Origin of the sequence: Chitinophaga qingshengii (genome assembly GCF_014529935.1) — a bacterium.
GTDB classification, from domain to species: Bacteria; Bacteroidota; Bacteroidia; order Chitinophagales; family Chitinophagaceae; genus Chitinophaga; species Chitinophaga qingshengii.
This window is the reverse complement of the sequence record NZ_JACVFC010000006.1, coordinates 200823-226957: the sequence shown is the minus strand read 5'-3', so window position 1 is coordinate 226957 and position 26135 is coordinate 200823. Positions and strand designations below refer to the sequence as shown.

General features: G+C 47.3%; 23 protein-coding genes. 18 read left to right on the top strand and 5 right to left on the bottom strand.

Features of this window, described 5'->3' with window-relative positions:
* Positions 1-30: 30 nt before the first annotated feature.
* From ICL07_RS30430 to ICL07_RS30370, 13 genes are all read left to right on the top strand, one after another.
* Complete coding sequence (locus tag ICL07_RS30430; protein ID WP_188091823.1) at positions 31-1146, top strand: suppressor of fused domain protein; 1116 nt, start codon at positions 31-33, stop codon at positions 1144-1146.
* A 258-nt stretch (positions 1147-1404) separates the two neighbouring features.
* A complete protein-coding gene (locus ICL07_RS30425) occupies positions 1405-1908 on the top strand; it encodes an RNA polymerase sigma factor (protein ID WP_188091822.1) in 504 nt (167 codons plus the stop codon).
* The gene (locus tag ICL07_RS30420; protein WP_188091821.1) at positions 1898-2494 is read left to right on the top strand and encodes a hypothetical protein; all 597 of its coding nucleotides are present in this window, start codon (positions 1898-1900) and stop codon (positions 2492-2494) included. Before ICL07_RS30425 ends, ICL07_RS30420 begins: the two co-directional genes overlap by 11 nt.
* 265 nt (positions 2495-2759) lie before the next feature.
* Positions 2760-3356: a hypothetical protein gene (locus ICL07_RS30415; protein WP_188091820.1), complete on the top strand. Its 597-nt coding sequence runs from the start codon at positions 2760-2762 to the stop codon at positions 3354-3356.
* A gap of 252 nt (positions 3357-3608) precedes the next feature.
* Entirely contained in the window at positions 3609-6317 is a 2709-nt protein-coding gene (locus ICL07_RS30410) for a COG1470 family protein (RefSeq protein ID WP_188091819.1), read from the top strand.
* Between the two features lie 223 nt (positions 6318-6540).
* Positions 6541-7278, top strand: a complete 738-nt coding sequence (locus ICL07_RS30405; protein WP_188091818.1) for a Crp/Fnr family transcriptional regulator — start codon at positions 6541-6543, stop codon at positions 7276-7278.
* Positions 7279-7305: 27 nt separating this feature from the next.
* On the top strand, positions 7306-8226 hold the full coding sequence (locus tag ICL07_RS30400) for a hypothetical protein (protein ID WP_188091817.1): 921 nt from the start codon (positions 7306-7308) through the stop codon (positions 8224-8226).
* A 116-nt stretch (positions 8227-8342) separates the two neighbouring features.
* A complete protein-coding gene (locus tag ICL07_RS30395) occupies positions 8343-9200 on the top strand; it encodes a TraB/GumN family protein (protein WP_188091816.1) in 858 nt (285 codons plus the stop codon).
* A 28-nt stretch (positions 9201-9228) separates the two neighbouring features.
* The gene (locus tag ICL07_RS30390; RefSeq protein WP_188091815.1) at positions 9229-9774 is read left to right on the top strand and encodes a hypothetical protein; all 546 of its coding nucleotides are present in this window, start codon (positions 9229-9231) and stop codon (positions 9772-9774) included.
* 94 nt (positions 9775-9868) lie between these two features.
* Positions 9869-12049 (top strand): outer membrane beta-barrel family protein, encoded by a 2181-nt coding sequence (locus ICL07_RS30385; RefSeq protein WP_188091814.1) that lies wholly within the window; start codon positions 9869-9871, stop codon positions 12047-12049.
* Between the two features lie 39 nt (positions 12050-12088).
* Positions 12089-12823: a hypothetical protein gene (locus tag ICL07_RS30380; RefSeq protein WP_188091813.1), complete on the top strand. Its 735-nt coding sequence runs from the start codon at positions 12089-12091 to the stop codon at positions 12821-12823.
* Positions 12820-13659: a formylglycine-generating enzyme family protein gene (locus ICL07_RS30375; protein WP_188091812.1), complete on the top strand. Its 840-nt coding sequence runs from the start codon at positions 12820-12822 to the stop codon at positions 13657-13659. Before ICL07_RS30380 ends, ICL07_RS30375 begins: the two co-directional genes overlap by 4 nt.
* A gap of 188 nt (positions 13660-13847) precedes the next feature.
* On the top strand, positions 13848-14120 hold the full coding sequence (locus tag ICL07_RS30370; RefSeq protein WP_188091811.1) for a hypothetical protein: 273 nt from the start codon (positions 13848-13850) through the stop codon (positions 14118-14120).
* Positions 14121-14231: 111 nt separating this feature from the next.
* Here ICL07_RS30370 and ICL07_RS30365 read toward each other — a convergent pair whose 3' ends face one another.
* Together ICL07_RS30365 and ICL07_RS30360 are read right to left on the bottom strand one after the other, a co-directional pair.
* Positions 14232-14570 (bottom strand): winged helix-turn-helix transcriptional regulator, encoded by a 339-nt coding sequence (locus ICL07_RS30365; protein WP_188091810.1) that lies wholly within the window; start codon positions 14568-14570, stop codon positions 14232-14234.
* A gap of 81 nt (positions 14571-14651) precedes the next feature.
* Positions 14652-15080, bottom strand: coding sequence for a TFIIB-type zinc ribbon-containing protein (locus tag ICL07_RS30360; protein WP_188091809.1), 429 nt, complete (start codon positions 15078-15080; stop codon positions 14652-14654).
* A gap of 253 nt (positions 15081-15333) precedes the next feature.
* Between ICL07_RS30360 and ICL07_RS30355 the strand changes: the two genes are divergently transcribed.
* From ICL07_RS30355 to ICL07_RS30340, 4 genes are all read left to right on the top strand, one after another.
* Positions 15334-15519 carry a chryseobasin-related MNIO class RiPP peptide gene (locus tag ICL07_RS30355; protein WP_188091808.1) on the top strand — a complete coding sequence of 62 codons (186 nt, stop codon included), beginning with the start codon at positions 15334-15336 and terminating at the stop codon, positions 15517-15519.
* 110 nt (positions 15520-15629) lie between these two features.
* Complete coding sequence (locus ICL07_RS30350) at positions 15630-15788, top strand: chryseobasin-related MNIO class RiPP peptide (protein WP_188091807.1); 159 nt, start codon at positions 15630-15632, stop codon at positions 15786-15788.
* Positions 15789-15803: 15 nt separating this feature from the next.
* Complete coding sequence (locus tag ICL07_RS30345; RefSeq protein ID WP_343071133.1) at positions 15804-16931, top strand: multinuclear nonheme iron-dependent oxidase; 1128 nt, start codon at positions 15804-15806, stop codon at positions 16929-16931.
* A gap of 65 nt (positions 16932-16996) precedes the next feature.
* Complete coding sequence (locus ICL07_RS30340; protein ID WP_188091806.1) at positions 16997-17638, top strand: HAD family hydrolase; 642 nt, start codon at positions 16997-16999, stop codon at positions 17636-17638.
* A 51-nt stretch (positions 17639-17689) separates the two neighbouring features.
* Here ICL07_RS30340 and ICL07_RS30335 read toward each other — a convergent pair whose 3' ends face one another.
* Both ICL07_RS30335 and ICL07_RS30330 read right to left on the bottom strand, forming a co-directional pair.
* Positions 17690-19135, bottom strand: a complete 1446-nt coding sequence (locus ICL07_RS30335; RefSeq protein WP_188091805.1) for a RagB/SusD family nutrient uptake outer membrane protein — start codon at positions 19133-19135, stop codon at positions 17690-17692.
* Between the two features lie 10 nt (positions 19136-19145).
* Positions 19146-22226, bottom strand: a complete 3081-nt coding sequence (locus ICL07_RS30330) for a SusC/RagA family TonB-linked outer membrane protein (RefSeq protein ID WP_188091804.1) — start codon at positions 22224-22226, stop codon at positions 19146-19148.
* Positions 22227-22684: 458 nt separating this feature from the next.
* On the opposite strand from ICL07_RS30330, the gene ICL07_RS30325 reads away from it, so the two are divergent.
* The gene (locus tag ICL07_RS30325; RefSeq protein ID WP_188091803.1) at positions 22685-25390 is read left to right on the top strand and encodes a hypothetical protein; all 2706 of its coding nucleotides are present in this window, start codon (positions 22685-22687) and stop codon (positions 25388-25390) included.
* A 4-nt stretch (positions 25391-25394) separates the two neighbouring features.
* Here ICL07_RS30325 and ICL07_RS30320 read toward each other — a convergent pair whose 3' ends face one another.
* Positions 25395-26117, bottom strand: coding sequence for a Crp/Fnr family transcriptional regulator (locus ICL07_RS30320; protein WP_188091802.1), 723 nt, complete (start codon positions 26115-26117; stop codon positions 25395-25397).
* Positions 26118-26135: the final 18 nt, after the last annotated feature.

The window sequence follows — 26135 nt, the reverse complement described above, 5'->3', positions numbered from 1 at the left end:
AATTCTGTATTATTATTAAAAAAAGATATTATGGCAGATCCGGTTATGTTGATAGAAGAAGCTAACAGCCGTGGTACCCTGTACGCAGTAGTAGAGCAGGATGACAGAACAGCTTATTTTTACCTGTATCCTTCAGAATTGTTGGCCAACAAATACTCCCCGCGTCCTTGCTGGTTGCGTAACCTGCAACCTGCCCCGGAAAAAAGAGATGTGAAGGCGATGGAAGAAGGCATGGCGCCAATGCTGGAAGCGCGTTATTGTAACCACCCGGAAGGTAAAGCCCCGCTGGAGGCCGAACGTATCCGCATCGTATGGATGGAAGAAGAAGACGGCGCCGCTGTACTCTACGATGATGAGCTGATGGGAGTTATTCCCGGCTGGACGATGTATTCCGAAGAGCGCTCTGTGGGCTATGCCGCCGATTGCATCGGTTCCGGTGAAGATAGCCAGATGTTCCCGCTGGGAACTGCGGCCACCAACCAATTGCATAAAAAAGTAGCGGGAGCTATCGCCTTCCGGGACGACTGGGCCGATGAAACCAGCCAGACCTGGAGCATCTTTCAGAAACAGTTCCTCGATACTTATGAGGCTATATTAGGCCCGGTAGAGAAATATTATGCTATCGATGGCGGTAAATGGCCTCCAATCGGTATGGCGCGTTTTGAGAGAGATGACGTTGTGTATTTCCTCACACTGGGTGTCAGCATCCGGCCAATGCCCTGGGTGGAAATGCTGTATAACGACCATGCGGAGGGATTCCGCCGGATGGAGCTGGGGATGGCCATCAGTAAAAAAGATTTCGATGAAAAGACCATCATGGCGCTGGCCGGTATGGTATCCGGTTTGGCCGACCGCCCGTGGAGACAGGTAACCTGGCTGGGAGAGGGCCATACCATCAGCTTTAGCGAGATGCCCGCGCCCTACGAGAGCCTGGTGTTATCTTCTGCGCTGTACAATGGCCCTTCGCTGGAAATGCCGCAGATGTACAATGATCCGGTGAACCTGTACTGGGTATCGCCTATCACAAAAGCTGAACGCCTGCATGCGCATGAACAACCCAATGGCGGCTATATGCTGCTGGAAAAAATGATACAGGAAGGTATCAATCACATTATACAACCCAGAAATCCGATAGTGGCCGGTTAACGGCCACTATCCGCTCCGGCGGAAATAATCTTTTCAATGCTGCTGCGGCAGCAGGTTTCAGTAATATATAACGGGAATCCTTATACGATAATTCGTCGTTTGCCAGCGGCCAAACACGGAAAAGGAATTCCTGTTTCCGGTTAAAACAGTACCTATGGTAATTGTTTGAATATCAGTTTCTTTAAATTTTTTTGAAAAAATCTGTAACGAAAGGAGCGGTCAGGATACTAATAAGGAAATGTACTAAAGCTATCCAACTTGAAAAATAAGGAACAGGAATTTCTGGCGCATATTGAAACAAACAAGGGGATTATCCATAAGATCTGTAAGATGTATATGGATACAGCGGATGATCAGCAGGATCTGTTCCAGGAAGTTGTTTATCAGTTGTGGAAGTCCTATGATTCCTTTCAGGAACAAAGCCGTTTCTCTACCTGGATGTACCGGGTAGCGTTGAATACGGCGATTGTTTTCCTGAAAAAGGAGCGGCGGAAAGTACAAACATCCGATGCTATGCCTGAGCATCTGGCAGATGAAGATCATGGTGGAACGGAAAAGGAATTACAGCTGTACCATTTTTACAAGGCGGTACAGCAGCTGGAGAAGTTGGAAAAAGCGCTGGTATTTTATCACCTGGAAAATTATTCTCACCGTGAAATAGCAGACAATCTGGGAATCTCGGAAGTCAATGCCAGGGTAAAGCTCAACAGAGCCAAAACAAAATTAAAAGAACTGATAAAACAACAAGGATATGCATTTTGATGATATACAATCTCTCTGGAATAAAGATGATGGAGGAGATGATATGGTGGTGCCTGTCAACCTGGAAAAGATAAAGTCCGCCAATCAGCCGGTAGAAAGAATACGGCAGTACGTAAAGCGGGAGGGATGGGGACAGTTGCTGGCGATTGTGCTGCTCGGTTATGCTCCTCACTTTTGTAAGACGGAGTTGCAGGTAGTTGCTTATTATAGTTTGTATAGTGTGATGGTGGCTATTTGTGGTTATTATCTGTATCGTTTTTTCCGGTTTTACCGGCGGCTGGGTACTACGGCATTATCTACCAGGGAACATCTGGACGAAGTGTATTATGATATACAACTGCATGTTGAGATGTACCGGTCCTGGACTTATGCGATACTGATGTTGGCGCTGGGGTTTGCTACCATAAGGCTATTGACCTCTCCGGGTGTGGTGATTGACAGTACCATGGTAATAAAGATGATCCTCCTTTTTGCGGTATTTATGTTGTTGATTGTGGTATGTACGGAGTTATGGATCAGGTATACTTATGGCAGGTATCTGAAGGAGATTAAAAAGATTAGAGGTGAGTTAAGGGAAGAATTATAAACAATCGGTTGCGAGTGTATATTCCCGTTAATGATTAGTTAACGGGAATATTTTTTTTATGGGTGTATTGCTTTATGGGAGAGGGTTTTAGCCGGATGTGATCGGGTATGCTATCGGGTTGTTAAAGAAATTTTAAAATGATGATGGTGGTCATCGCTGTGAAAATTAAATAGCTCTAATATTGTGACACAAACCCCTGAAAAAACCAAATGCGCATTTCATCATTCAGGTTGCTGTTTTCTCAAAACTTTTAAACCCAAAAAAAATGAAAAAGCTATTATTGTCTGCAGCTTTTATAATTGCTGCCCTTGCAGGTTATGCTCAATCAGGATCTGCCCCTGTTTCTCCCAACTCTCAGGACAAAGGCTGTCACGGTTGTGGCGACCCTTCTGACCAGTCTGTAGTGCTCGTTAACCTCGAATTGTGCAATGTAATTGAAATTTGCCCTCCGTTAGATGTCATGACTGCAAAATTCGACAGCAAAGAAGATTATAACGAGGGCGAAGAGCTGGAAGACTTCTTTGGTCACAAATCTGCTAATTTCTATGTTAGCTCCAACAGAAACTTTAACGTAACTATCAAATCTTCTTCTCCTAACTTTCTGTATATAGGTAGCGGTACTGGTAACACTGTCATGCCCTGCTCTATACTGAAATACAACCTGCACAGCAATGGCACTGGTGGTACCAATGCTACTCCAATGAACTGGAATCCGCTGACAGTTGCTGCTGCTCCATTGATCAACAATGGTGTACACGGTGTCAACAAACCTTTCTCTTTGAAATTCAAAGCAGATCCAGGATGGGATTTCGCCGCAGGTAATTATGGCCTCGGTGTTATTTTGACTGCAACACAGTTATAATAAAGATTGGACACTCAAGTAAGCCTTTTCGACCGGGAAGGCTTACTTGCCCAAAAACTGAAGCTGGATATTTTGTTGGATGTTTTATGTTGGATGTTCCCTCAACCATTTGAATGTTATCTTCGAAAGTTGGATGTTACCTCAGTAAGTTGGATGTTACCTCAATAAGTTGGATGTTCCCCGAAAGAGATCAGGTTAGTTGGATGTACCTTTTTACCCCCTGTCAGCCAGATGAAACTGTCGTTACCCCCCATGTTGTGCATATTGTGGCACCTCTGTTGCCCAGTCTACATCCCGGATGTTTCCGGGCAGGGAGTCGCCGGTTTTGCTGTAACGTTAAAGGATTCGCTGGCAGCCAATAAGGATAACCGCTTTTTGTATAATAATATTCAGATCACTAATAAGTATCATCAGGCACAGTCTTTTCAGTTATCGGTGACGGTCCCGGAAGGCTGGCGGTTGATGGCGCCTGCGAAGTCTTTGTCAAAGGAGCTGCAGCCAGACCAGTCGGAAGTAGTGCCTGTGGTATTGATGCGGCTGCAGAATGCGCCGGCGCTCTGGAAACCGGTACAAGTGCAGGTCGATGCAAAAGCATATCGATTTTATATAAAAGCGGAACCCATCTGTGAGTTTTCTGTTACTCCTATTACAAATGTTATCCAATTGAAGGGCCAGGAGAAAGACTTTAATGTTATGCTCCGGGTAAGGAATACCGGTACCGTTCCCGGAGCCTATCTGGCCAATATCAGGAGCCGCAATCTGGATATTAACAGTACCGAAAAATTCTGGTTAAAGCCTGGCAGAGATACCGTGTACTCCTTTCCATACCATTTGAAGGATAAGACGCTGAACATGCTGAAGACGGAGAAATTGCAACTCAATGTAGCAGATACCCTGGGTGTGAGTTATATGAACTACGTTACGCTCGAGCGGGTGCAGCATGAACGAAAGGAAAAAGAGTCACCCTATATTACCTTTCCGCTCTGGTTAGAAACAGGCGTTATGATATGGGGAAAGCAGGTTAGTTACTATGGTGGTATGCACGGTGAGATCCCCATTGGTGACAACAAGCTTTCCTTTTTTTACCGCACCAAACAATACGGTCTTGGTAACAATCTTGAACAAAATGTGTTTGGATTCAACTACCAGACAAAACACTGGGATTTCTACGCCGGACATATGAGCGATATCAGGTATTTTTTCACCTATGGTAATGGGGGTAAAATCACCTATCGGCCCAAACCCAATACGGAATTTACGATCAGCGCCACCAAACATAGGGAAGCACTCACCTGGTTTACCAATGATAACATTACCATGACCGCTAAATATCCGGTAGGAAAAGTCACCGTGTTGCAGGGGATAGCGGGTGATGTAGACCATATACAGCGGCGGCAGTCTTATCTTTTTAACAATGAAGTGCAGTTGTTCAATACACCCAAAGTGGTAGTAGCAGTAAATGCAGGGGTGGGCATGGATTTCTTCGCTGCGAAAGTACCGGGTTTGCCGGACGAACCAGGTGCGGCATTGGGCTATAACTTTGCCTATCATGGAAAACGGATCGATTTCTCCAGCCTGGTGCAATACTACAGCGATCATTTCCCGGGCCTGAACAAAGGACTGATGTATCACTTCCACGATGTAAGCTGGAAATTCGGCAACAACGCGATCGGAGCTTTTTACCAGTACAATCGCTCCGGTGTGAACACGCTCCGGGATACTATTTACAATACAGATGCCTTTAAGTTTAACATCGCCAAATACGGCCTCAAGTATAGCCGTGGATTTATGAACGGTTCCTTCTCCCTCAGTGGCGGCCTGTTGAAACAAAGTATGGTCATGGGCGGCACCATGCCCGAATACATCTTCGGTGAGATGTATATAAGACGGCAGGCAGGTAGAAAATTCAGTTTCTTCCTGAATTCCATTAACGGGTATAATGGTTCATACGGAATCGATAAAAAAGCTGTTTTTCTCACTAATACAAGCATGTCGGCGGCTTATAAGGTTTTTGGCGTGAAGGGCACTTTTATGCAACAACCGGTATTTGACCAGACGGCAGACAAGAACTTTCTGCGATATATACAAACAATGCTGGCAGGCCCGTTTATGACTTTTACTTTGTTTAAGCGGGTGAGGACAAATGTTTATTACAATTTCTCCAAATCATTGTACGATAATCTGATATATCATCAGGTGGGTGGCAACATTATGTACAGCAATCAAAAGAACGGACTGGACCTGAGCGCCTCTGCTATGATCCCGCTGGAGAGTGGCAGCCTTACCCCCAATGGCGTCGGTGAGAAGTATATCAGCTTATCAATGACTAAAAAATTTAATGTACCAATATTTTTCAGGAAAAAATATTTCACCTTGAACCTTTTACCATTTTTTGATGTTAATGGTAACGGAACCAGAGATGCCGGAGAGCAGCTTATCCCTAATCTGCAGATCAATATCAACAGTATTCCCTTTATCTCAGATGAAAGAGGCTCTATCTCCTATCGAAATATCACACCAGGTAAGTACCAATTGGATTTTGGCGGTGCAAACAATGTCAAAGGCGTAATACCTGCTTCCGGCGTAATACAAACGGTTCCGGTGAACAAAGATCTGACCATTATGATTCCTTTTAAAAGGAGCCGGGTAATTACCGGGAAGATCATGATCAGTTCGGACTCCCTGGCCAGGAGTAATTTCCCTCGCAGCAACATCAAAGTAATCGCAACAGACAGTACAGGCATGCTGTATAGCACCCTGACAGACGACATGGGTAGTTATTTTCTGAACGTGCCTGCCGGCAAGTATGCCGTTTCTTTGAATCCGGGAGCGTTCAGTGACAAGATAAAACCCAGGGTGATGTCCTATTCAGTGGACGTAGCCACCCGTCTGGAAGCAACGGCAGATTTTGAGATAGTAGATCAAAGCAGGATAGTAAGATTTTTTAAGCCGAAAAAGTAAAGTGATAACCCCCAATGCTAAATACCATGATTATGAAAAATAAGAGATTTATTTGTTCGAGTATGTACCCCAAATCGTGATAGCTCTATCCTAATGATAACCCCGAAAGAAAACACCGTCTCTTTCAAGAAAATTTAACCATATCCCGTTTAATTGCTGAACCGTTCCCCAAAAACGAGTTAGTATGTATGTCATTGTCATGTTCTAATTAATTTGCTGAAAGATGAAAAAGGTAATGTTTATTGAAGAGGAAGCGGATTGTAAACACTCATTAACCCCGGCTATGCATTCTTTTAACCCTGTTACCACTGTAGACGAACTGCTGAAAACGCAGGTCAATGACGGCAACGTAATCAGTATTAAAAAGAAACGAATTATTTATGCAGAAGGGAAAACCGCGGCGTCCATATTCTACATCCTCAAAGGAAAAGTAAAGACCAGTAAATGGAATGAAGAGGGAAAAGAGCTTATCACAGGTTTGTATCACGAAGGTGATTTTATCGGATTCAATGCCCTGCTGGATGGCGGCAGATACCGTGAAACGGCAGAGGTAATTGAAGACGCCGAGCTTATCATCATTTCCCGTACCGATCTGGAACTTCATTTCGAATACAACAGCAGCTTTCTGCGTAAATTCCTGGACATACTCGCCGGTAACATCGCGGAAAAACAGGAACAAATGCTACGGATGGCCTATAGCCCGCTCCGTAAGAAAGTGGCAGAAGCATTGCTGATCACCTGTAAGAAATACAATCCTACCAATCAGGGCGAATTGAGTATGAGTATCAGTCGTTGCAACCTGGCTGCACTGGCCGGCGTGGCGAAAGAATCCCTGATCAGAACACTCGGTGATCTGCGTGATGAAAAAATTATCCAGATAAAAGAGGGAAAAATTATTATAACAGATATCAGAAAATTGGAACACTTAATTTATTGCTCAGACGGAAAACCGAATATATAATTCAATATCATCAAATTCTACCGTGCTATGAAACAGTTGATGCTATTATTATTCCTGCTGTTCAGCGTTCTGTTTATAAAGGCCCAGGATACCACCGGTAAAAAAAGTATACCCACAGGGCTTGCTGTTGATACCAGCAGATCAAAAATGACTCCTGGTTTGCCACCCGCACCCAGGAGTCCCAAAAAAGCGGCGGATAGCGCTGCTGAAAGAAGAGGATTGACCATAAAACCATCGACGGTTGACTTTAAACTGAATAACGGGCAAACCGGTACTGCCCACGTGTTTATCGTCAACCACCTGAACAAAAAGAAACAATTTTCGCTGTACCTCAGCGACTGGATCAGGGATTCAACGGGCGCACATGTTTATACCGCACCCGGCTCCACCGAACGATCCTGCTCCCGCTGGGTAAAACTGGATAGGACGTTTGCGGAAGTAGATACGGGGCAAACCCTCGATATTCCGATTAAAATGCAGGTACCCGATTCTGCCGCCGCTACCGGTGAAATGAAATGGACCATGCTCTTCTTCGAAACGACGGAAGAACAGGTGGTAGAATCACCTACCGGCCTGAAAACGAATGTGCAAAATAAAGTGAGGATAGGAATACACCTTTATCAGACACCCCCATCCCTTACCTATAAAGATGTGAAGATACTCTCCTTCGACCACGCCGATACCAGCGCCCGGGTATGTCATATCGTATGCCAGAATACCGGGACGGTGCAGCTGGAATGTAACAGCTATCTGGAGCTGTCCAATATCGCTACAGGCGATAAAACAAAGATCGATGTACCCATGTTTCCCTTGTTCCCTGAACAACGACGTGTGGTGGAATTTGTAATACCCGATAAACTACCCAAAGGAAAATACTCACTCATAGGAGTGATCGACGCAGGAACAGACGTACCTATGGAAGCTGCACAGGAAATGATAGATATCTGAACTGTATCCACTTAGAATCTGATCCGGTACTATTCTTAGTGCCGGAAATTTTTTTTCGTAAAAGTGTAACAAAAGTTTATCTGCAGCAACTAATACTGTAAATAAACTTTTTAACGATGAAACATTTACGCAGAAAACTCTCCTTCGCCATTGCTGTTATAGGTACTCTTACTACTGCTGTTCATGCCGCCACGCCATCACCCACGGAAAAAGCCCTGCTGTGGAAGATTTCCGGTAACGGACTCGATAAACCCTCTTACCTGTTTGGTACCTTTCACCTGCTGTGTAAAGATGATTTTATGCTCAGGGAAAATGTAAAAGAAGCATTTTCCGGTACAGCACAACTGGTAATGGAAGCCAATATCTTCGATCCTGCTGAACTGAAAGTGGCACAAAGAGCAGTCCGGTCAGACATTCCCCAAAGTCAGCGACTGTCCAAAGAAAAATACGCGCTCATCGATTCGGTGCTGCGCGCCCGCGCAGGCGTACCCCTGCAACGTTTCGACAGCATACGGCTGAGCGCCCTGGTGAGTATTTTCGCTCAGCTGAGCTTCAGCTGCCCCCAACAAGTAAACCTCGAATCAATATTATACCAACGCGCACAGCAGCAAAAAATGAAAATCGCTATGCTGGAAACAATGGAGGAACAAGTGGATTATATGAATAAAGGTTTTTCTGATGAATACTTCTTTAAATACCTCACCACCCTCGATTCCCAGCAAACGATGACTGCCCGCATGATCAATGCCTATAAAACGGAAAACATTGATGTACTTCGCCAGGAAATGGGCGATCAGGATATGACCTACTGGCTGCTGACACGCCGCAATACCAATTGGGCGGACAGGATGCCGGACATGATGAAGGCCAACAGCTGCTTCTTTGCTGTAGGCTCCGGGCATCTGGCAGGTGACACCGGTGTCATAGCACTGCTCCGCAAAAAAGGATATACCGTTACACCCGTTCTGAACTAATATTTACCACACGAAAAAACTAATTCATATGCATCACAATAACGCTATTCAGCCTGTAAACAAGATCAGGAAACAAATGAAGCAGGAAGGTATGCTGCAGGTACTGGGCCTCATCCTGTTGTCGCTCCTGCCTCGTTATCTTACCATGAACTCCACAATGACAGTGGGTTACTATTGCCTCTATGCTGTCACCATGTCCATATCCGCTTATTATCTCTTTAAATTTTATCTCTTTTATCAGCGATTAACCAGCGCAGATTTATCTACCCGGGAACATTTGTATAGTACGTATTATGAAATCAAAATTCACCTGGAAATGTACCGCGCTTTTTCTTACATCATAGTGGTACTGGCCCTCGGTTTTATAACCATGTATGGCATGATGGAAGTGCCTTATATACTGAAAATAATTGACGGAAATGTTGATGCAAAAGTAATCATGGTACTGGTAGTCGCATTTGTGGGACTTGTAGCTTTGATAGGCGCGGCCACAGAATGGGGATTAGATATGTACTACGGTAAATACGTGAAAGAGATTCGTGGGATGATCACTGATTTGACGACAGTTGAATAACACCTGAAAGGCCGGGAAAATATTCCCGGCTTTTTTATGAATGGTTATTAGAATCCATATCCCTTCAGTATTTTGTATGCTTTGATTGTACTGTATGCATAAATTTATCTTGTTGGTGCTGGTCAGTTTACCCGCCTACGTAACTGCCCAAAAGAAAGACTCGACCATTAAGGAATTGAAGGAAATCTCCATTGTATCTAAAAAGAAACCGGTGGAATTTAAAGATGGCAAAATAGTATACAATGTCAGTAACAGTGTAAACGCTATGGGAAGCAACGCACTGGAACTGTTGAAACGCTCTCCGGGCGTAATGGTAGACCCCACCAATAACATCTCCCTGAACGGAAAGTCCGGTGTAACGGTGTATATCGATGGTAAGCCTACCTACATGCAGGGCGACGCGCTGGCGGCATTACTGAAATCATTGCAATCCGCCAATATTCATAGTATTGAAATGTTGCCGAATCCATCCAGTAAATACGATGCGGCCGGCAGCGGCGGTATTATCAACATCCGGCTGAAGAAAAACACAGCCTCCGGATTTAATGGAGATATCGCCGCCGGTATGCATTTCGGACAAACACCGAAAACAGAGGCTGCCCTCAATCTCAATTACCGCACAGGTAAATTTAACCTGTATGGTAACTACAATCACTACTTCGGGTATCATAACATGGAATATGATTTTTACCGGATACAGGAAGGAGAAATTATCGACAACCGCACCCGGGATGTGGATATGCGTAACCCCGTAAATTTCAAACTGGGCGCCGATTATAACATCAACAGCCGGCATACCCTGGGCGTTATGATGAATGCCAATCTATACTTCGGTCCGGGTATGACCAATACCACGACATACCTTTCGGATGCGGCTACCGGACAGTTAACATCCATGCTGAAAGCTACCAACGACTATTATTCCCAGAAACAAAACTGGAAGAACTATAATGTTAATTACCAATACAAGGATACAACGGGCCGGCTATTCACTACCGACCTGGATTACGGCTATTACCGTGCCCGTATCAAAAATATCCTGTACAACCATTTCCTGAAAGCCGATAGTGTTACGGAAACAGACCAGTATACGCTGCGTACTTTCAATAACAGCGATATCAACATCTACGGTATCAAAGCCGACTACGAACAACCTGTACAGCGCGGTAAAATTTATGCCGGTGTGAAAGGAAATGCAGTCGTGAGTGATAACCGGGTACAGATTTTTGATGTAAAAGGCAACGCAGACTTGCTGAATGAACGGAAAAGCAATACCTTCCGGTACGATGAAAAAGTATACGCCGCCTACGCAATGGCCGACCAGCAATGGGGGCGGTGGAAGCTACAGGCAGGTTTGCGGGTAGAGCAAACTATTGCGGATGGTGTATTGCATGCAAAAACGCAGACTACCGCCAAGGATACTACGCAGCAGGTAAGTAACCGTTATGTGGACTTCTTCCCATCCATGCAATTGTCCTACCGCCCTTCGGAACTGCATCATTTTTCGCTGCTGTACAACCGGAAAATAGATCGTCCTACGTATACAGACCTGAATCCATTCTCCTATCAACTGGATGAACTGTCCTCCTGGCAGGGGAATGCATTCCTGCGTCCACAGTACTCCAACAGCGTCAGCATGGGGTATAATGCTACGGGCATTATCTCGGCTACATTAACGTATACCCATCGCCGTGATATGTTTGTGCCGATATCGGATAGTATCGATGGCAACAAAATGGTGATGACACCAAAGAACGTAGGCTCGCAGCATCTGCTGGCGCTGAACCTGTCGTCTAATGTGTCGCCACTGCCCTGGTGGAGCATTTCGGCCAATGTAAACGCCTTCTATAAACAAAACCAGATCACTTTTGATGAACGCCGGCAGGCGACCATCGCTGTGAACACTGTACAGCTCAACGTACAGCAGGTTTTTGATCTTGATAAAAAAACACAGGCGGAGGTGAGTGGTAATTATCAGTCACCGGATATCTACGGCGGTTTCCAGCGAAGCAAACATAATTGGCAAATGAATATCGGGGTGCAACGGAAGGTGCTGAAAGATCAGGGCACGGTGCGGATCGGCATCAACGATCTCTTTCAGACTGCCCGCTGGTACGGTGTCCGGGATTTCGACGGCCTGTACTACCGGAACAAAGGATACGACGATTCCCGCCAGCTTCGGTTGGGCTTCAGTTACCGCTTCGGTAACGTGAAACTGGCAAAGGTACGGGAGCGTAGCTCCGGTCTTGAAAGTGAGTCCAGGAGGGTTAAATAATGCGAAGATGTCTTAATTTAGCAGTCTAAACAGAAAAACATGAAATACCTGATGTTTGTTGCCGCCATTTTAGGATGTTTACGCCTCTCGGCCCAGGAAGAGCCACCGGAATGGAAAAATCCCAGTAAGTCCAGCCTGGCCTACGCAGAGTACAGAAGAAAATTAACGGTACCTCCTTATGGGCTGGCCAAAGTAAAGGCGTTGATCGACAAGATCCCTTATAAAGAGGACGATAGCTCCCCCATGGAGAACAAGGATTACCTGCCGTTGTCTTTACGGGAGAAGTTTACTTACCATATGATTCATGCTGAGATCAGTGCCCAGAACTGCGATGTCCGGCCGCCTATCCAGGATGAGGACAAAAAGATATTCGGCCAGATGGCCGATGGTATGGAGGAAAGTGTCTGGAGCGACCGGCAGAGCAAGTTCCTGATCAGCAACCGCGATTCTGTAATGGCGCTGATCAAGGAGTCTGTAAACCGCAGCAAAAGAATGGGGGCCAATTACAAGATGGCTATCGTGGAAATCAACGGACGGGAAATGATCCCCTTTATCATTGAAACATACAACAAAGATCAGAAAGACCGCGACCTGCTGACATTGTTGATGTTGTTGATGAAAAACAATGAATACAATCCATTCATGGTTTCCCAGTCATACCGGAAATTGTACGGCGATAATGCGGACTACCAGTCCTATATCGACTATAATAAAGGCAACGAAGACCTGATTATAAAAAGAGCCACTGACTATTACAATACCATCCGTAAATGAGCGGATTTTTAACATATTGTCTGCAACGATTTACCCCGGTCCTGCTGCTGCTGGCCGGGGTAAATGCTGTTAACGGACAGTCGCAGCACTTTGTACATATACCGGCTGGCGACTATACGCTTGGCAAAAAAGGATATATCAACAATCCCTTACGGACGGTGCACACCAACGGATTTGATATCGCAGCCACCGAACTGACCAACGCCGAATTTGAAAAATTTGTGCAGGCCACCGGCTACGTTACCGATGCAGAGCGTAACAAAAGCGGACAGGTTTTCACACCCGGACTGCGTGAGTTCCGCTGGCTCCAGGATTCCACCGCTTGCTGGCGTTATCCTAATGGTATCAGCCGGGGTGGTATCGAAAATAAAATGAACCATCCGGTTGCAACCATCAGCTACCGCGATGCGATAGCCTATTGTGAATGGGCCGGCGTGAGACTGCCCACCCTGGATGAATGGGAGATCGCCTCCCGTGCAGGTGCGTCCACTACTTACTTCTGGGGTAATGATATGCCCCCTCTTTCTACCTACGCCAATATATGGCATGGCCGTGACCATCTTCAGGCCGACAGCTCCGACGGCTACATGTATACCGCGCCCGTAGCCAGTTTTAAACCCAACCCCTGGGGGCTATACGATATATACGGGAACGTTTTTGAATACTGCGAAGGCCACCTGCCTACTGACAAGGCCGGCAGCCGGTTGGTACACGCTCGTGGTGGTTCCTGGTGGTGCAGTAAAAACGCCTGCGGATTTTTTAATTCCGTGGATATCGGTAGCGTGAAACGTGGGGCGTCGTTTAGTAATTTAGGGTTTAGGGTAGTGAAGAAGTGAGAGGGGTGTTTAATTGGATATGCCTGTCAGCTGAGTTTAACAAGATATGGGGAATTAGCCTGCATTTCGTTAGTACCTAAAACTGGAATCAGGAAACATTATATGGACAAATATGGCATGCAGGAAGCAGGCAGGCAATTATTTCTGGATGGAGTAAGATTACTGAACGTTGTTAAAAAATATGTTTTATGTATGTGAAGAAGAGTTTTTCAAAAAAGAAGCTGGAGGAGCTTGCAGATGATGTGTTAATAACTGAAAAACTTTCACCTGGAGAGGAGTCTGAAGCCAGAAAACAACTTTCGGCAGCGCGAAGGGAAACACAGTCTGAGATGACAGAGAGGGATCGATTGATCGCTCATTTGTTACAATTGAAATTTCGTTTGGAAGATTATATTAATAACAAAGAATATGATGAGGAACTGACGTTTGGATATTTCCTTAAAGAAGTACCGGCTTGTTGAAAAACAAAAAGAACATTTCATTGAAACGAGCAAAGAATTACGTAGAGCAGAAAGAAAATTTGTCAAAAAGCGGTTGAAGGTTTCTATTTAACGATAGTTTCCTCCCGGTTCCTAACTCTCCGTACCATAATGATGCCGGTAAGCATTACCCCATTCATTCATCGCTACAATAACCGGCCATAGCGACTCTCCCCAGCTGGTGAGATAATATTCCACCCGCAGCGGAACTTCTGCATATATTTTTTTATAAACAATATTACCAGCTTCCAGTTCTTTCAGCTGCTGATTTAATACCCGTAAGGATAAGCCGGTAATATTGCGGCATATTTCACTGGGGCGACGAATTTCAAGATAAATACAGTCCAGTATACAGGCTTTCCATTTCCCGCCAAGCGCCTTGATAGTAGTGGATACGCCATAGTCCAGTTCAGGTAACTTTTTTACATACATAAGCTACGGTTATATCGGTTGGGTCAAATATATCCAATTCAGGCAAACGGGCCTATAAGGATTAATTTGTCTCCAGGCAGGCTAGTAAAAGATACCAGCTGCTCTCCGGCGTTTTATTTTTCTGGCACTCCTGTTTCCGATGAAATAAAATAATCCCGACAGCAGGGTGAAAGCAATGGCGAGGCCGGTACTGATGGACCTGTTGGTGCTGTTGTCCCTCAATACCGCTATCCACATAGAAGCTGAAGAAAAGAGGAATATGCCAAACAGGGTATATCCCACCGCCCGGGATACTTTGAGGTCCCACTCGGTAGAAGCGTTGTAAGGGATAGCGGATGCGTGTTCCTCCACCCGTTGATGAGCTGGAGCTGGCGGCTCGTAATCGGGATTGTCGATGGTAAACCGGGAGTCGCAGTACACACAACTGATTTTCATTTTTCGTTGGCTGGAATCGGCGACATAATCCGTGAATATAGATGCGCCACAGTTAGGGCATTTATGGGCCTGCATATACTTGCATCGATTTTTATGGAGCATAAAGTTAATCCAATTACGATAATGGTGCACCCTTTTGCTTATTCGGCGGTGTAAAGCGCGGTGGTCTGGGAGCGCTGCGGAGAAAAAGGCGGCGGAGAAGTTAAAACAGGAGTTTGTGGCCCGCAATGAAACCTGCCGGAAACCGGAAAAGATACGGCATCTCCCCGGGTAAGTTCAAAGGGTAATTTTTTGTACCTTTCCGGCCAGTTTAACCCAAAATATTATTATGCATCTACCTAAATCCTTACTGGGCGCTATGCTGGCGGGTATCACGATACAATCTGCCACCTCTTGCCAGCAAACAAAACCTCCGGCGGTTAAAGAAGTGAAAAAAGACAGCATCAAGGCGAAAACAGATACTGCCAGGGTGCAGCCTCCGGCTGATGGATGCCCCGCTTGCGGAATGGGCTGATAAAATATTGCTTCCTTATCTAGTGGTGGATTTGACTGTAACTTTTTCTGCAGATGCCTCGTTTTACAGATATATGGCCGCATTATTTTAATCAACTTAAACCATCATGTATGAAACTGCCAAAATCATTGCTAGGGGCAATCCTGGTAGGAATCTCCATGCAAACCGTGACGTCCTGCAAAAAAGATAAGGCCCCGACTGTAAAAGAAGAGAAAAAAGGAGATAAGAAAACTAATCCCGACAATTGCCCTGCTTGTGGAATGGGTTGATTTAATGCCGTAAACGTGTCACAAATATTTTCTTCAGTCGCCTGTAATCTGGACAACAATCTGCTGGCCGCCTGCCTTCCATTGATGGAGGCGGCCAGTGTTGAAGCCATTGAATGGTCTTTTGACACACTGTATGCTGTGGAGGAAGTGCCTGCCTGGTTTGAGGAATTGTTAACCGCCTATAGCCAGGAAAACAGGCTGATCGGCCATGGTGTTTTTTTCTCTATCTTCTCCGGCAGATGGCTACCCGAACAGCAACAATGGCTTCATCATCTTAAAAAAATCAGTCAGCAATACCGGTTCGATCACGTGACCGAACATTTCGGATTCATGACTGGCAAAGACTTCCATCAGGGAGCTCCCCTGAATATCCCGTATACCGCAGTTACCCTCGATATTGGACGCGACCGGCTGAAACGTATGCAGGATACCTGCAGATGCCCGGTGGGACTGGAAAACCTGGCATTTGCCTACTCCCTTGAGGAAGTGAAAAGACATGGTGATTTCCTCAACGAATTACTGGAACCCGTTAACGGCTTTATCATCCTCGATCTGCACAATTTCTACTGCCAGGCGCATAATTTTGAACTGTCTTTCGATGAGCTGAAATCTTTATATCCCCTACACCGCGTACGGGAAATACATATCTCCGGCGGTAGCTGGGATCATTCCGAAGCTATGCCTGGTAAAACGGTCCGCCGGGACACCCATGACAATGCCGTACCAGATACGGTGTTTTCTTACCTGGACAAAGCGATAGACCTTTGTCCTTCGCTTAAATATGTGGTGCTGGAACAGCTGGGAACCGGATTAACTACTGTAGATAGTCAGGTTGCTTTCCGCAACGATTTCCTCCGCATGAACCAGCTCATTAAAAACAACAACAACACATCGCTTCCTGAAAATAGTTTTCTGCCGCAACCCTTGCAGTTACCTGCTCAGGTCCGTGAGGACGAGTCCCTGTATCAGCAACAGCTGGAACTGTCACATATCCTGGAAGCAGCAGTTTCTTTTGATGCGGTGATGTGTGCATTGCAGGCTTCTTCACTCGCGCATTCGGACTGGCAGATTGAACGCTGGGACCCGGCTATGATTGAGACGGCCGCGAAGATTGCACAGAAATGGAAACACGGATGGACATGATTTTTGCTGATGCCGCTGATGCACGAAGGTTGATGCCTATCTTTGTGTTTCAAAAAGACAGGCATATGAATCCTAACAAAGTCAAATGCGTCATCTTTGACTGTGACGGCGTGCTGGTTGACAGCGAAATTATTGGTATCCGTGTGTTACTGGAGTTGGCATCAGCCTACGGCGTTGTGATGGAAGAGCAGGAAGCGGTACGCCGGCTGAGCGGCAGAAACCTTACTGAAGCAGTAGCTACGCTGCAATCCCTGACAAACCTCCCTTTCGCGGCAGATTTTATTGAACAATACAGAACCCGCTCTTATGCATTGTTTGAGAAAGAGGTGAAGCCTGTAGAAGGTATCCGGGAGGTACTGGAACAAATAACCGTTCCCTTCTGTGTAGCCTCCAGTGGCCCTGTGAAGAAGATAGAGCTAAACCTGCGGCTGACGGGATTGTTGCCATTTTTTGAAGGTAATATATTCAGTGCCTATACGATCAACAGCTGGAAACCTGATCCGGGTATTTTTCTGCACGCAGCTGCTACTATGGGATTTAATCCGGCTGATTGTGTGGTGGTGGAAGATAGCCTGGCAGGTATCCAGGCGGCGAAAGCGGGCGGTTTCCGGGCTTTGGGATATGCCAGCGAACATAGTGCCGCCTACCTGGCGGCGGCAGGTGCGGAGGTGTTTTATCAAATGAAGCAGTTACCTGCATTATTATAAAAGGGAAGCCCCGGAGCCGTTACGCTCCGGGGCTTTTTACAGGTGGCGGGACTAATATCCCGGATTAGGCTGAATGGTCGGGTTGGCGGCGGTTTCTGCTTCCGGAATAGGCTGCAGTCGCCTGAAATCAGTGGTTTTAACAGTCGGGTAGCCGGTATATGCTTTGGCGCCCATATTTTGCCGGTGGATCTCCGCTTTGGTCCGGGTGAGATCAAAGAAGCGGAGTCCTTCAAAGGCAAGCTCCTTGCGTCTTTCGAGCAGGATGGCATCTGTCAGCGCCGGACCGGTGTAGCTATAGGCGACAAGCGCGGCGTCCCTGTTTTGGGCTACTTTGTTGAGATATAGTAGTGCATTCGGCTCATCGCCCAGCCTGGCGTAGGATTCGGCCAGTGTGAGCAGTACTTCTGCATACCGCAGCAACTTCACTTCATCTTTATCGGTTTTATTGGCATTCTGGTATTTGTTCACGAAATAGGCCTGATAACCGCCCCGGGTGGCATCGGTGATGAGTGCACGGCGTTTATCCGTTGGCGTATATAACGCATAGGTGTCGTCGGTAACGAGTACGTCACCCAGACCGTTACGGGAATACATATAATCCAATCCTTCCGGACCATTGTTGGCGGCGGCGGAATTATTCAGCTCAAAAATAGATTCTACTTTATCGGTACGGCCTGCGGGAGAACCCCAGTAAGTGTTGAATGCATTATCGTCGGCAGCGAGGGTGTAGCCCCCGTTTTTAACTACCAGCAGGGCGGCATCTCTGGCTTTGGCATAGTCGCCTTTGTAGAGGTAGGCGCGTGCCTGTAAGGCCTTAACAGCCTGTTTGGCGATGAAATTGGAGCTGGCGGTATGGACGGAAGGCGTGGCATCGGGCATGATCAGGTAGGCGCTGTCCAGATCGCTGATGATCTGGTCGTATACCTGGGCTACGGAGTTACGTGCCGGTTTAATAAAAGCGCCGCCTACATCGGTGGAAAGGGTGATCAGTGGCACGCCGGGGGCTGCCGGATCTACGGTGTATGGGGTGGCGTACCAGTTCACCAGGTTGAGGTAACACAAGGCGCGGAGGGTATAGGCTTCGCCTCTCAATTGGTTAACGTTATTGTTAACACTGATATGTGCGCCGATGATACGGTTGGCCTGCAGGATGCTGTAATAGCTCTGCGACCATAGCAGCTTGGCTTCCGGACTGGATACGATAAAAGTATAGCTATACTGCTGCAGTAAACGGGTGGAGTTACTGCTGCTGAGATAGACGTTGTCTGCCAGCAGATCGCCGAATATAACGGCGTTGCGGCCAAAGAGGAAGTAGTTGTCCAGGTTTCTGTATAAACCCGCCAGCGCTTCCATCATATCGCTGTCGGTGAGGATGCCTTTTTCTACAGAAACGGACGTCGGCGGCTGCTCATCCAGGAACTGTTTGCCACAGGCGCTTATTAATGTGGTGGCGGCTAATAATACCGGCAGCCATATATGTTGATTGATTTTCTTCATGATCAATAGTTTAGAATGCTACGTTAACCCCGAAAGTGAATGTTTTGTATTTCTGCATATTCTGGTAGTCGAAACCGGAATAGCTGACTTCAGGATCGAAGGGCAAACGGTCATCGAAAGTTTTGGTCCACAGGTTGGTACCGCGGCCATATACATACAGTTTGTTTACGCCCAGTCTTTTGGCCAGTGGCAGGTGACTGAAGTCATAACCAATGCTGATGTTCTGTAAACGGATATGGTCGCCACGATAAAGCCGGTAAGTACTCACGGAGTTGTCGGTAGTGGTGCTGTATTTAGGTACATCGGTCTGTTGACCGGCTTTAGTCCAGCGCCGGTCGTAGATAAACTGGTATTTGTTGTAAGTGTAATTGGCGCCGGAGGTGAAGTAGACGTCTGAAGCGCCATATACCCAGTAACCCAGGTTGTAGTTGAAGTCCACACCGAGACTGATACCTTTATAGGTAAACACGTTGTTGAAACCACCTACGTATTTCGGGATAGACAACCGGTCGAGTACTACATAGGATGCTTTGGAAATATCTGTGGTAGTAGCGCCATGACCGCCATCGGTATAGTACAATGGTGCGCCTGTCTCTGTATCTACGCCGGCAAATTCTTTCAGGTAGTAGTTGTTGAAGCTATATCCTTCTTTCAGGTAAAACATATCATTCCGCTCAGGGGTACCCTGTGGTAAACGGGTGATCTGATTTTTGTTGATAGCCAGGTTGAAATTGCTGTACCAGTTGAAGTCTTTGTATTTTAATACATCGCCTTTAATGGTAAACTCCCATCCTTTGTTGAGCATGGCGCCTACGTTCTGGCTCACCGAACCAAAGCCGGTGGTGAGAGAGGTGTTGACGGCACGGATCAAACCGTCGATGTTATTATGATAGTAGTCGATGGTCAGTACAAACCGATCATTATTGAAGCCGATGTCGGCGCCGGCATCGAATTTTTTGGAAGTCTCCCAGCGCAGGTCTGTATTGCCTATAATGGAGTACTGGCTGCCGTTGTAGCCGGCATAGCTATAGGTCGAACTGTAGCTGGCTTGCGGCATCCAATCATAGTTGCCGAGGTTGGCGTTGCCGGTAGTGCCATAGGAAGAGCGGATTTTCAGTGATGAAAGGATATGTTGTTGCTGAAAGAAGTCTTCTTCATGTACGTTCCAGGTGCCACCGATGGAATAGAAGCTGGCATTGCGGTTATTGGCAGGGAACCGGGAAGATCCGTCTCTTCTGAAGGAGCCGTTAAGCGCGTATTTATTACGATAGTTGATGCCGGCGTTGGAATACAGGGAGGTGAAGGCATAATTGCTGAACTGACCGTAGGCGCCTGTCGCGTTGGCGGCGTTACTGAGTGCGGTAAGGTCTTCATGTGCAGACGGAAATCCGCTACCCACGGCGGCCAACAGGTATTTTTTCGACTTCTGTGCTTCATATCCTACGGAGGCAGTTACGTAGAAGTTATTGTAACCGGGGATGTCGTAACGATAATCCAGTTGGTTACGGGTAAGCCAGTTGAAATAACGGGAATAGTAGTTTTTACTGGTACCTCCGGCAGATACACCGTCACCCATGACAGGATTCAGGTAGATGATTTCTTCCAGGGTGTTATAATCTACACTGAAGTAGCTGGTGTATACCAGTTGGTCCCAGATATTCCATTTTAGTTTGGTATTGCCGAGCATACGCATTTCAGACAGGCGTTTGTTGTCGTATTTGGCGATCCACAGCGGGTTATATATACCCGGGAAATTGGTGTTGCCGGTGGTGGCGGTGTTGATGCTGCCATCGTCTTTGTAGGCCAGCTGGAAAGGGCGCAATACGCGGGCTGCCCAGGTGGGGTTACCGGAGTATTGGGTGCTGTAGGGCGTGTTCTGATCTACGTTGGAGATGTTCACACCGGCAGACAGCAGGAAACGTTTGTTGATCTGATGGTCAAAGTTGATCAGGCCGGATACCCGTTTAAAGTCTGCGCCGATGGTAGTCGCCTGTTGATTAAAGTAACCGGCGGAAGCGAACAGTTTCGTTTTTTCGGTACCGCTGTTTACGCTGACATTATACTGTTGCTGGCGACCGGTGCGGGTTACGAGGTCATACCAGTCGTTGCTTTTGCCGCTATTGAGACCATATTTATCGGCCAGGTCGTTGATTTGCGGATCGGTGTAACCGGAGTTGCGCAAGCCTTCGCGGAACAGTTCCGCATATTGTGCGGCATTCAGTGGTTTGCCGGCATGGGGCAGGGGCATGGCGCTGGCAACGCCGCCTTCTGCGTCGGCGCGTACCTGTGTTTTACCCAGCTTGCCTCTTTTGGTGGTGATGACGATGACGCCGGTGCTGCCACGGGAACCATACAGGGCGGTGGCGGCCGCGTCTTTTAATACGTCAATGCTTTCAATATCGTTTTGGTTGATGCCGGCCAGTGCGTTGGAGGTGGTCACCGCGCCTGAAAGCTGACCGGAATTAACGATCATGCCATCTACGATGATCAACGGGTCAGAGGACAGGGAAAGTGAGCCTACGCCCCGGATACGGATGTTGACGTTGGCGCCGGGCTGGCCGCTGGTGAGCGGCGCCGATACACCCGCTATTTTGCCCTGCATGCTTTGCATGAAGGTGGAGAAAGGTTTGTTTTCCAGGGCGGCGCCGCTGATAGTGCCGATGGCGCTGGTGTTGGCAGCGCGGGTAGTGGTGCGGTAGCCGTCTGTTACCACTACTTCATCCAGCTGCCGGACACCGCGGCGCATGCGTACGGTTAGCGGAGCGCTACCAGCTTTCATTTCCTGGGGCATATAACCCATCATACTGAACAGGATGGTAGCGCCGACGGGTACCTGTTTAAGTTGAAAGTAGCCACTGGCATCAGTGATGGTGGCTTGCGTGCTGCCGTTTACTTTTACCAGTACGCCGGGCATGGGCGCGCCGAGACTATCGGTAACGGTGCCGGTTACACGTAGTGTGTCGGTTGCGGCAAACGTTCGGGAATGGCATAGGAATAATAGGAACAGGGAGAGTGCTGCCGTCAGTGACAATCTCAGGATACCAGGCCTGAAACTATCAGGGTTGCTCCTGGTATGGATGTTGAAAACCATATTTTTAAATTACAGGTTAAAAATAAAATCTGCGATGTTGGTTGTTCAGTTTCTGTTGTTGGCAGCTTACCTTACGTTTTTCACATACAATGCCTGTATCAGCCTTCGGCTGATGATCGCGTAACACGTGGTATGGCTGTTGTCGATGAGTTCAGGCGGCCGCCAGGAAGGCTGCCGGTTTAATTGGTTGATATTTGCGTTGTTGTTCCCGGAAAGCCGGGCAGTATTAATTTATTTGTATACGAATATACATTTGTTTTGTAAACAAAAAAATATTTTCTGAAAATGATGTCTGCACCCGGTTAATTGCTGTGAAAACGAAGCTATGGCGCTGTATGGTACTTTATACACTTATTATGTTGTTTTTGTAAGATGTTTTTGTTTACTTTATTTATGTTGTTTTGTATACAAAATGTCTCTATTATTGTAACTGCTTCATTATCTGTGAATATAACTATATGATCAACAATAGCAGACGGCTGGTGGGAGTACTCCTATGGTCCCTGGGATGGTATACCGCCTCCGCCCAATTACAGCAATGGAATGTGGATAAAGCAGGCGTCAACCGGCAAACAACCGAACTGGTGAAAGGTCCGGGTAAAATAACATGGGCTGCCCTTAAAAAAGACCGGATGTCTTCCGTAGACAGCAGCCAAACACCCCCCGACCTGGTTTTTCAAATAACCCTCCCACGGTCAGGTACCTACGAAATGATCACCTACGCTGTCACGGAACAAAACATCGACTCGCTCGTGCAACAAGGGAAAGTGGAAACATCCCGGCTGAAAATACAATTCACCGGGCAACGTCCCACCCAACGCATTGTCTTCGATAGCTGGAATCATTCTTCCCAGATTGCCGGCAAATTTGATTTCTCTTCACCACGGCAACAGGTGAAAATCTGGTTGCCTAAAGGTATCCGACTGCAATACATCGCTTTTAAACCATACACACCGCCAACAGTACCTGCTGCTGCGCAACTGTATAAACCCGCTATCGTCCCCCGTCCGGGAAGACCACGCTTATGGCTAAACGAAGAATCATTTCCAGTAATTAAAGCACGGCTGCTTACCGGCGAAAACAAAGCCGCCTGGGATAAGGTAAAAACCACCGCGCTACAGCCATTCCCCTTTGTATTCGACCCGGAAAAGGAAGTGTTCTACAACACGGCACTGGAACAGGCTGCGGAAAACAAAGCCTTCTACTACCTGATGACCGGCGACACCACCATCGGCCGCCAGGCGGTAGAGCTGATTACCCGCTACCTCACCATGCTGGAATTCGGGAACGTAAAATATGGCGACATTACCCGGGAGGTGGGCCGCGCTATCTACACCGGCGCTCTGGTGTATGACTGGTGTTATCCTCTACTGGATGCATCCACTAAACAAACATTACGGTATCACATGATGCGGCAGGCGCGGGAAATGGAGATTGGATGGCCCCCGTTCGATAACAGCGCTATCAATGGTCATGGTAATGAAGCACAGGTAAACCGCGACCTGCTGGCGATGAGCATCGCCATATACGATGAAGATCCGCTGCCTTATCAATACGCTTCCTACATCATCCTGGAACAACTGGTGCCCATGCGGAAATTTGAATACGCCTCTCCACGGCACGACCAGGGCGTGGATTACGGCGCCTATCGTTTTGGCTGGGAAATGCACGCCGCCTGGCTGTTCTATCGTATGACCGGCCGCCCCGTTTTTGATGATAATATTAAAAACCTTCCCTACTGGTGGCTGTATATGCGGCTGCCGGATGGAACCATGCTGCACGATGGCGATATGTTCAGCGTACGTGCGCATCGCAAAACCAGCTACTGGAAACAGCCACAAACTATGCTGCTGTGTTATGCCTACGCCAACGACCCGATCCTGAAAGCTGAATTTGAAAGAGAAGGCGGCCTGCCTGATAACCCCGTGTTATTCCTGCTGGTCAACGATCCGGCGCTGAAACCCGATACCAGCCTGGCTTCGCTGCCGCTGTCAAAAGACTATGGCAACGTTATTGGCGCCATGGTGGCCCGTACCGGCTGGAACAACCAGCCCGGCAGCAACGATGTGGTCGCACAGATCAAAGGAGGAGGGTATCATTTTGGTAATCACCAGCATGCGGATGCCGGTGCACTCGAAATATACTATCATGGCCTGCAACTGGGACATGTAGGCCTGTATCTCTCTTACGGCACACCTTATGATTTTAACTTCAATAAACGCTCCGTTTCCCACAGTATGATGTTGGCCCGTGATCCTTCGGAACCGCTATTGTTCCGTACAGAGGCCAATGACGGCGGCTCCCGGTTCAGTCAGCGTTTCCCGGTCACACCAGCCGAAACCACCACCGATCCGTGGTTTAATTATGGTACCGTTATCTCCGCGAGCTACAACCCGGTGACCGCTGAACGACCCGGCTACAGCTATTTTAAAGCAGATCTCACCGCGGCCTATGCTGCTAAAATGCATCAGTATACACGCGGCTTTTGTTTTCTTAACCTGGGCCGCGAAGATGTACCGGCAGCCATTATCCTGACAGATGATATGACTACCACACAGGCATCTTTCAAAAAATACTGGCAGATCACCACCCTGCAACAACCGGAGCAAACCCCTGCTGGCTTTGTGTTACACAATACGGTGAACGGTATCACAGGCAAAACGCAGGTGAACATGCTGCTGCCAAAACCGGAAAACAGGGAAACCGTGATCCTGAGCGGAGATAGTGCTACCAGCACTTTCGGCTTCTCTTATAAAGTGAATTCCCCGGCAGTATACCGGATAATGGTGTCACCCAAAACGGCGCAGCAGCAGGACCGCTACCTGACCGTATTCCAGATGATCCGCGAAAACGCAGCGCCACTGCCTGTCAGCTTCTATGAAACAACGCAAAGTTATGTGATCACGATCGGCAACCGTATCGTGGTGATGGCGCCTGGTACTAACGCGATCGACTCAACGTTTTCTGTCGCCGTTCCTGCTGATCAGTCTTATGAAATAGTGCTGGCAGGCCTTGCGCCTGGTTTCTGGAATATTACGGATAACGAAGGGAAGGTGGTGCAACACATGAACATCGCCCCCGGTAAAAATACCTGGTCGTTTTATCCTAAAACAGGAACCTACAGGGTGGCGCCGGGAAGGCCGTATAAAGATATCCGGAAATAGGGCGTTATGGGTGCAACGGCTCGCCGCAACCGGAGATCTCCACCAGTTTTTTAACGTCGGTAATACAGATGTTTTTACCGGATATCGTGAGTACGCCGGCTTGTTTGAAGGCAGATAAAAAGCGGGTCACATTTTCAATACCGGTACCCACCATATTGGCCAGGTCGGCACGAGGTATCCGGATCTGTATGTTTTGGCCGGAAGGGGCTTCGTCTTTATACTTCTCCCGTAAAACAATGAGGGTGATAGCTAATCGCTCTTGCACAGACCGTTGTGTAAAGGCAGAGATGCCGTTGGTCAGCACGGTAAATTCATGACTCAGCGTTTTAAGCAGCCGTCGTGCCAGCACAGCGGAACGGTTCAATAGCAGCAGAAAATCATCTTTAGGGATAAAAGCGATGGAACTCTCTTCCAGCGTAGCGGCAGAATCGGGATAGCGCCCATTGGCCAGGATGGCGTGATAGCCCACCAGTTCACCGGTATTGGCCACATAAATAATCTGTTCTCCGCCATCTTTGTCGGCCCGGTATTTTTTTACCTTCCCTTTCAGAATGTAATAAATGCCAAAGGCGGGTGCGCCTTCGCGGAATATCACTTCTCCCTTGTTGTACCGCTGGATGGTCATCAGCGAGGTGAGGGCAGTGTATTCTTCGTCCGGCAGGTTACTTAGTACGGACCGGGACTGGAAATTCCATTTATCGATGGGAAACAGGCCAGCTAAACTCATAGCAGGTCAAAGGTAAAT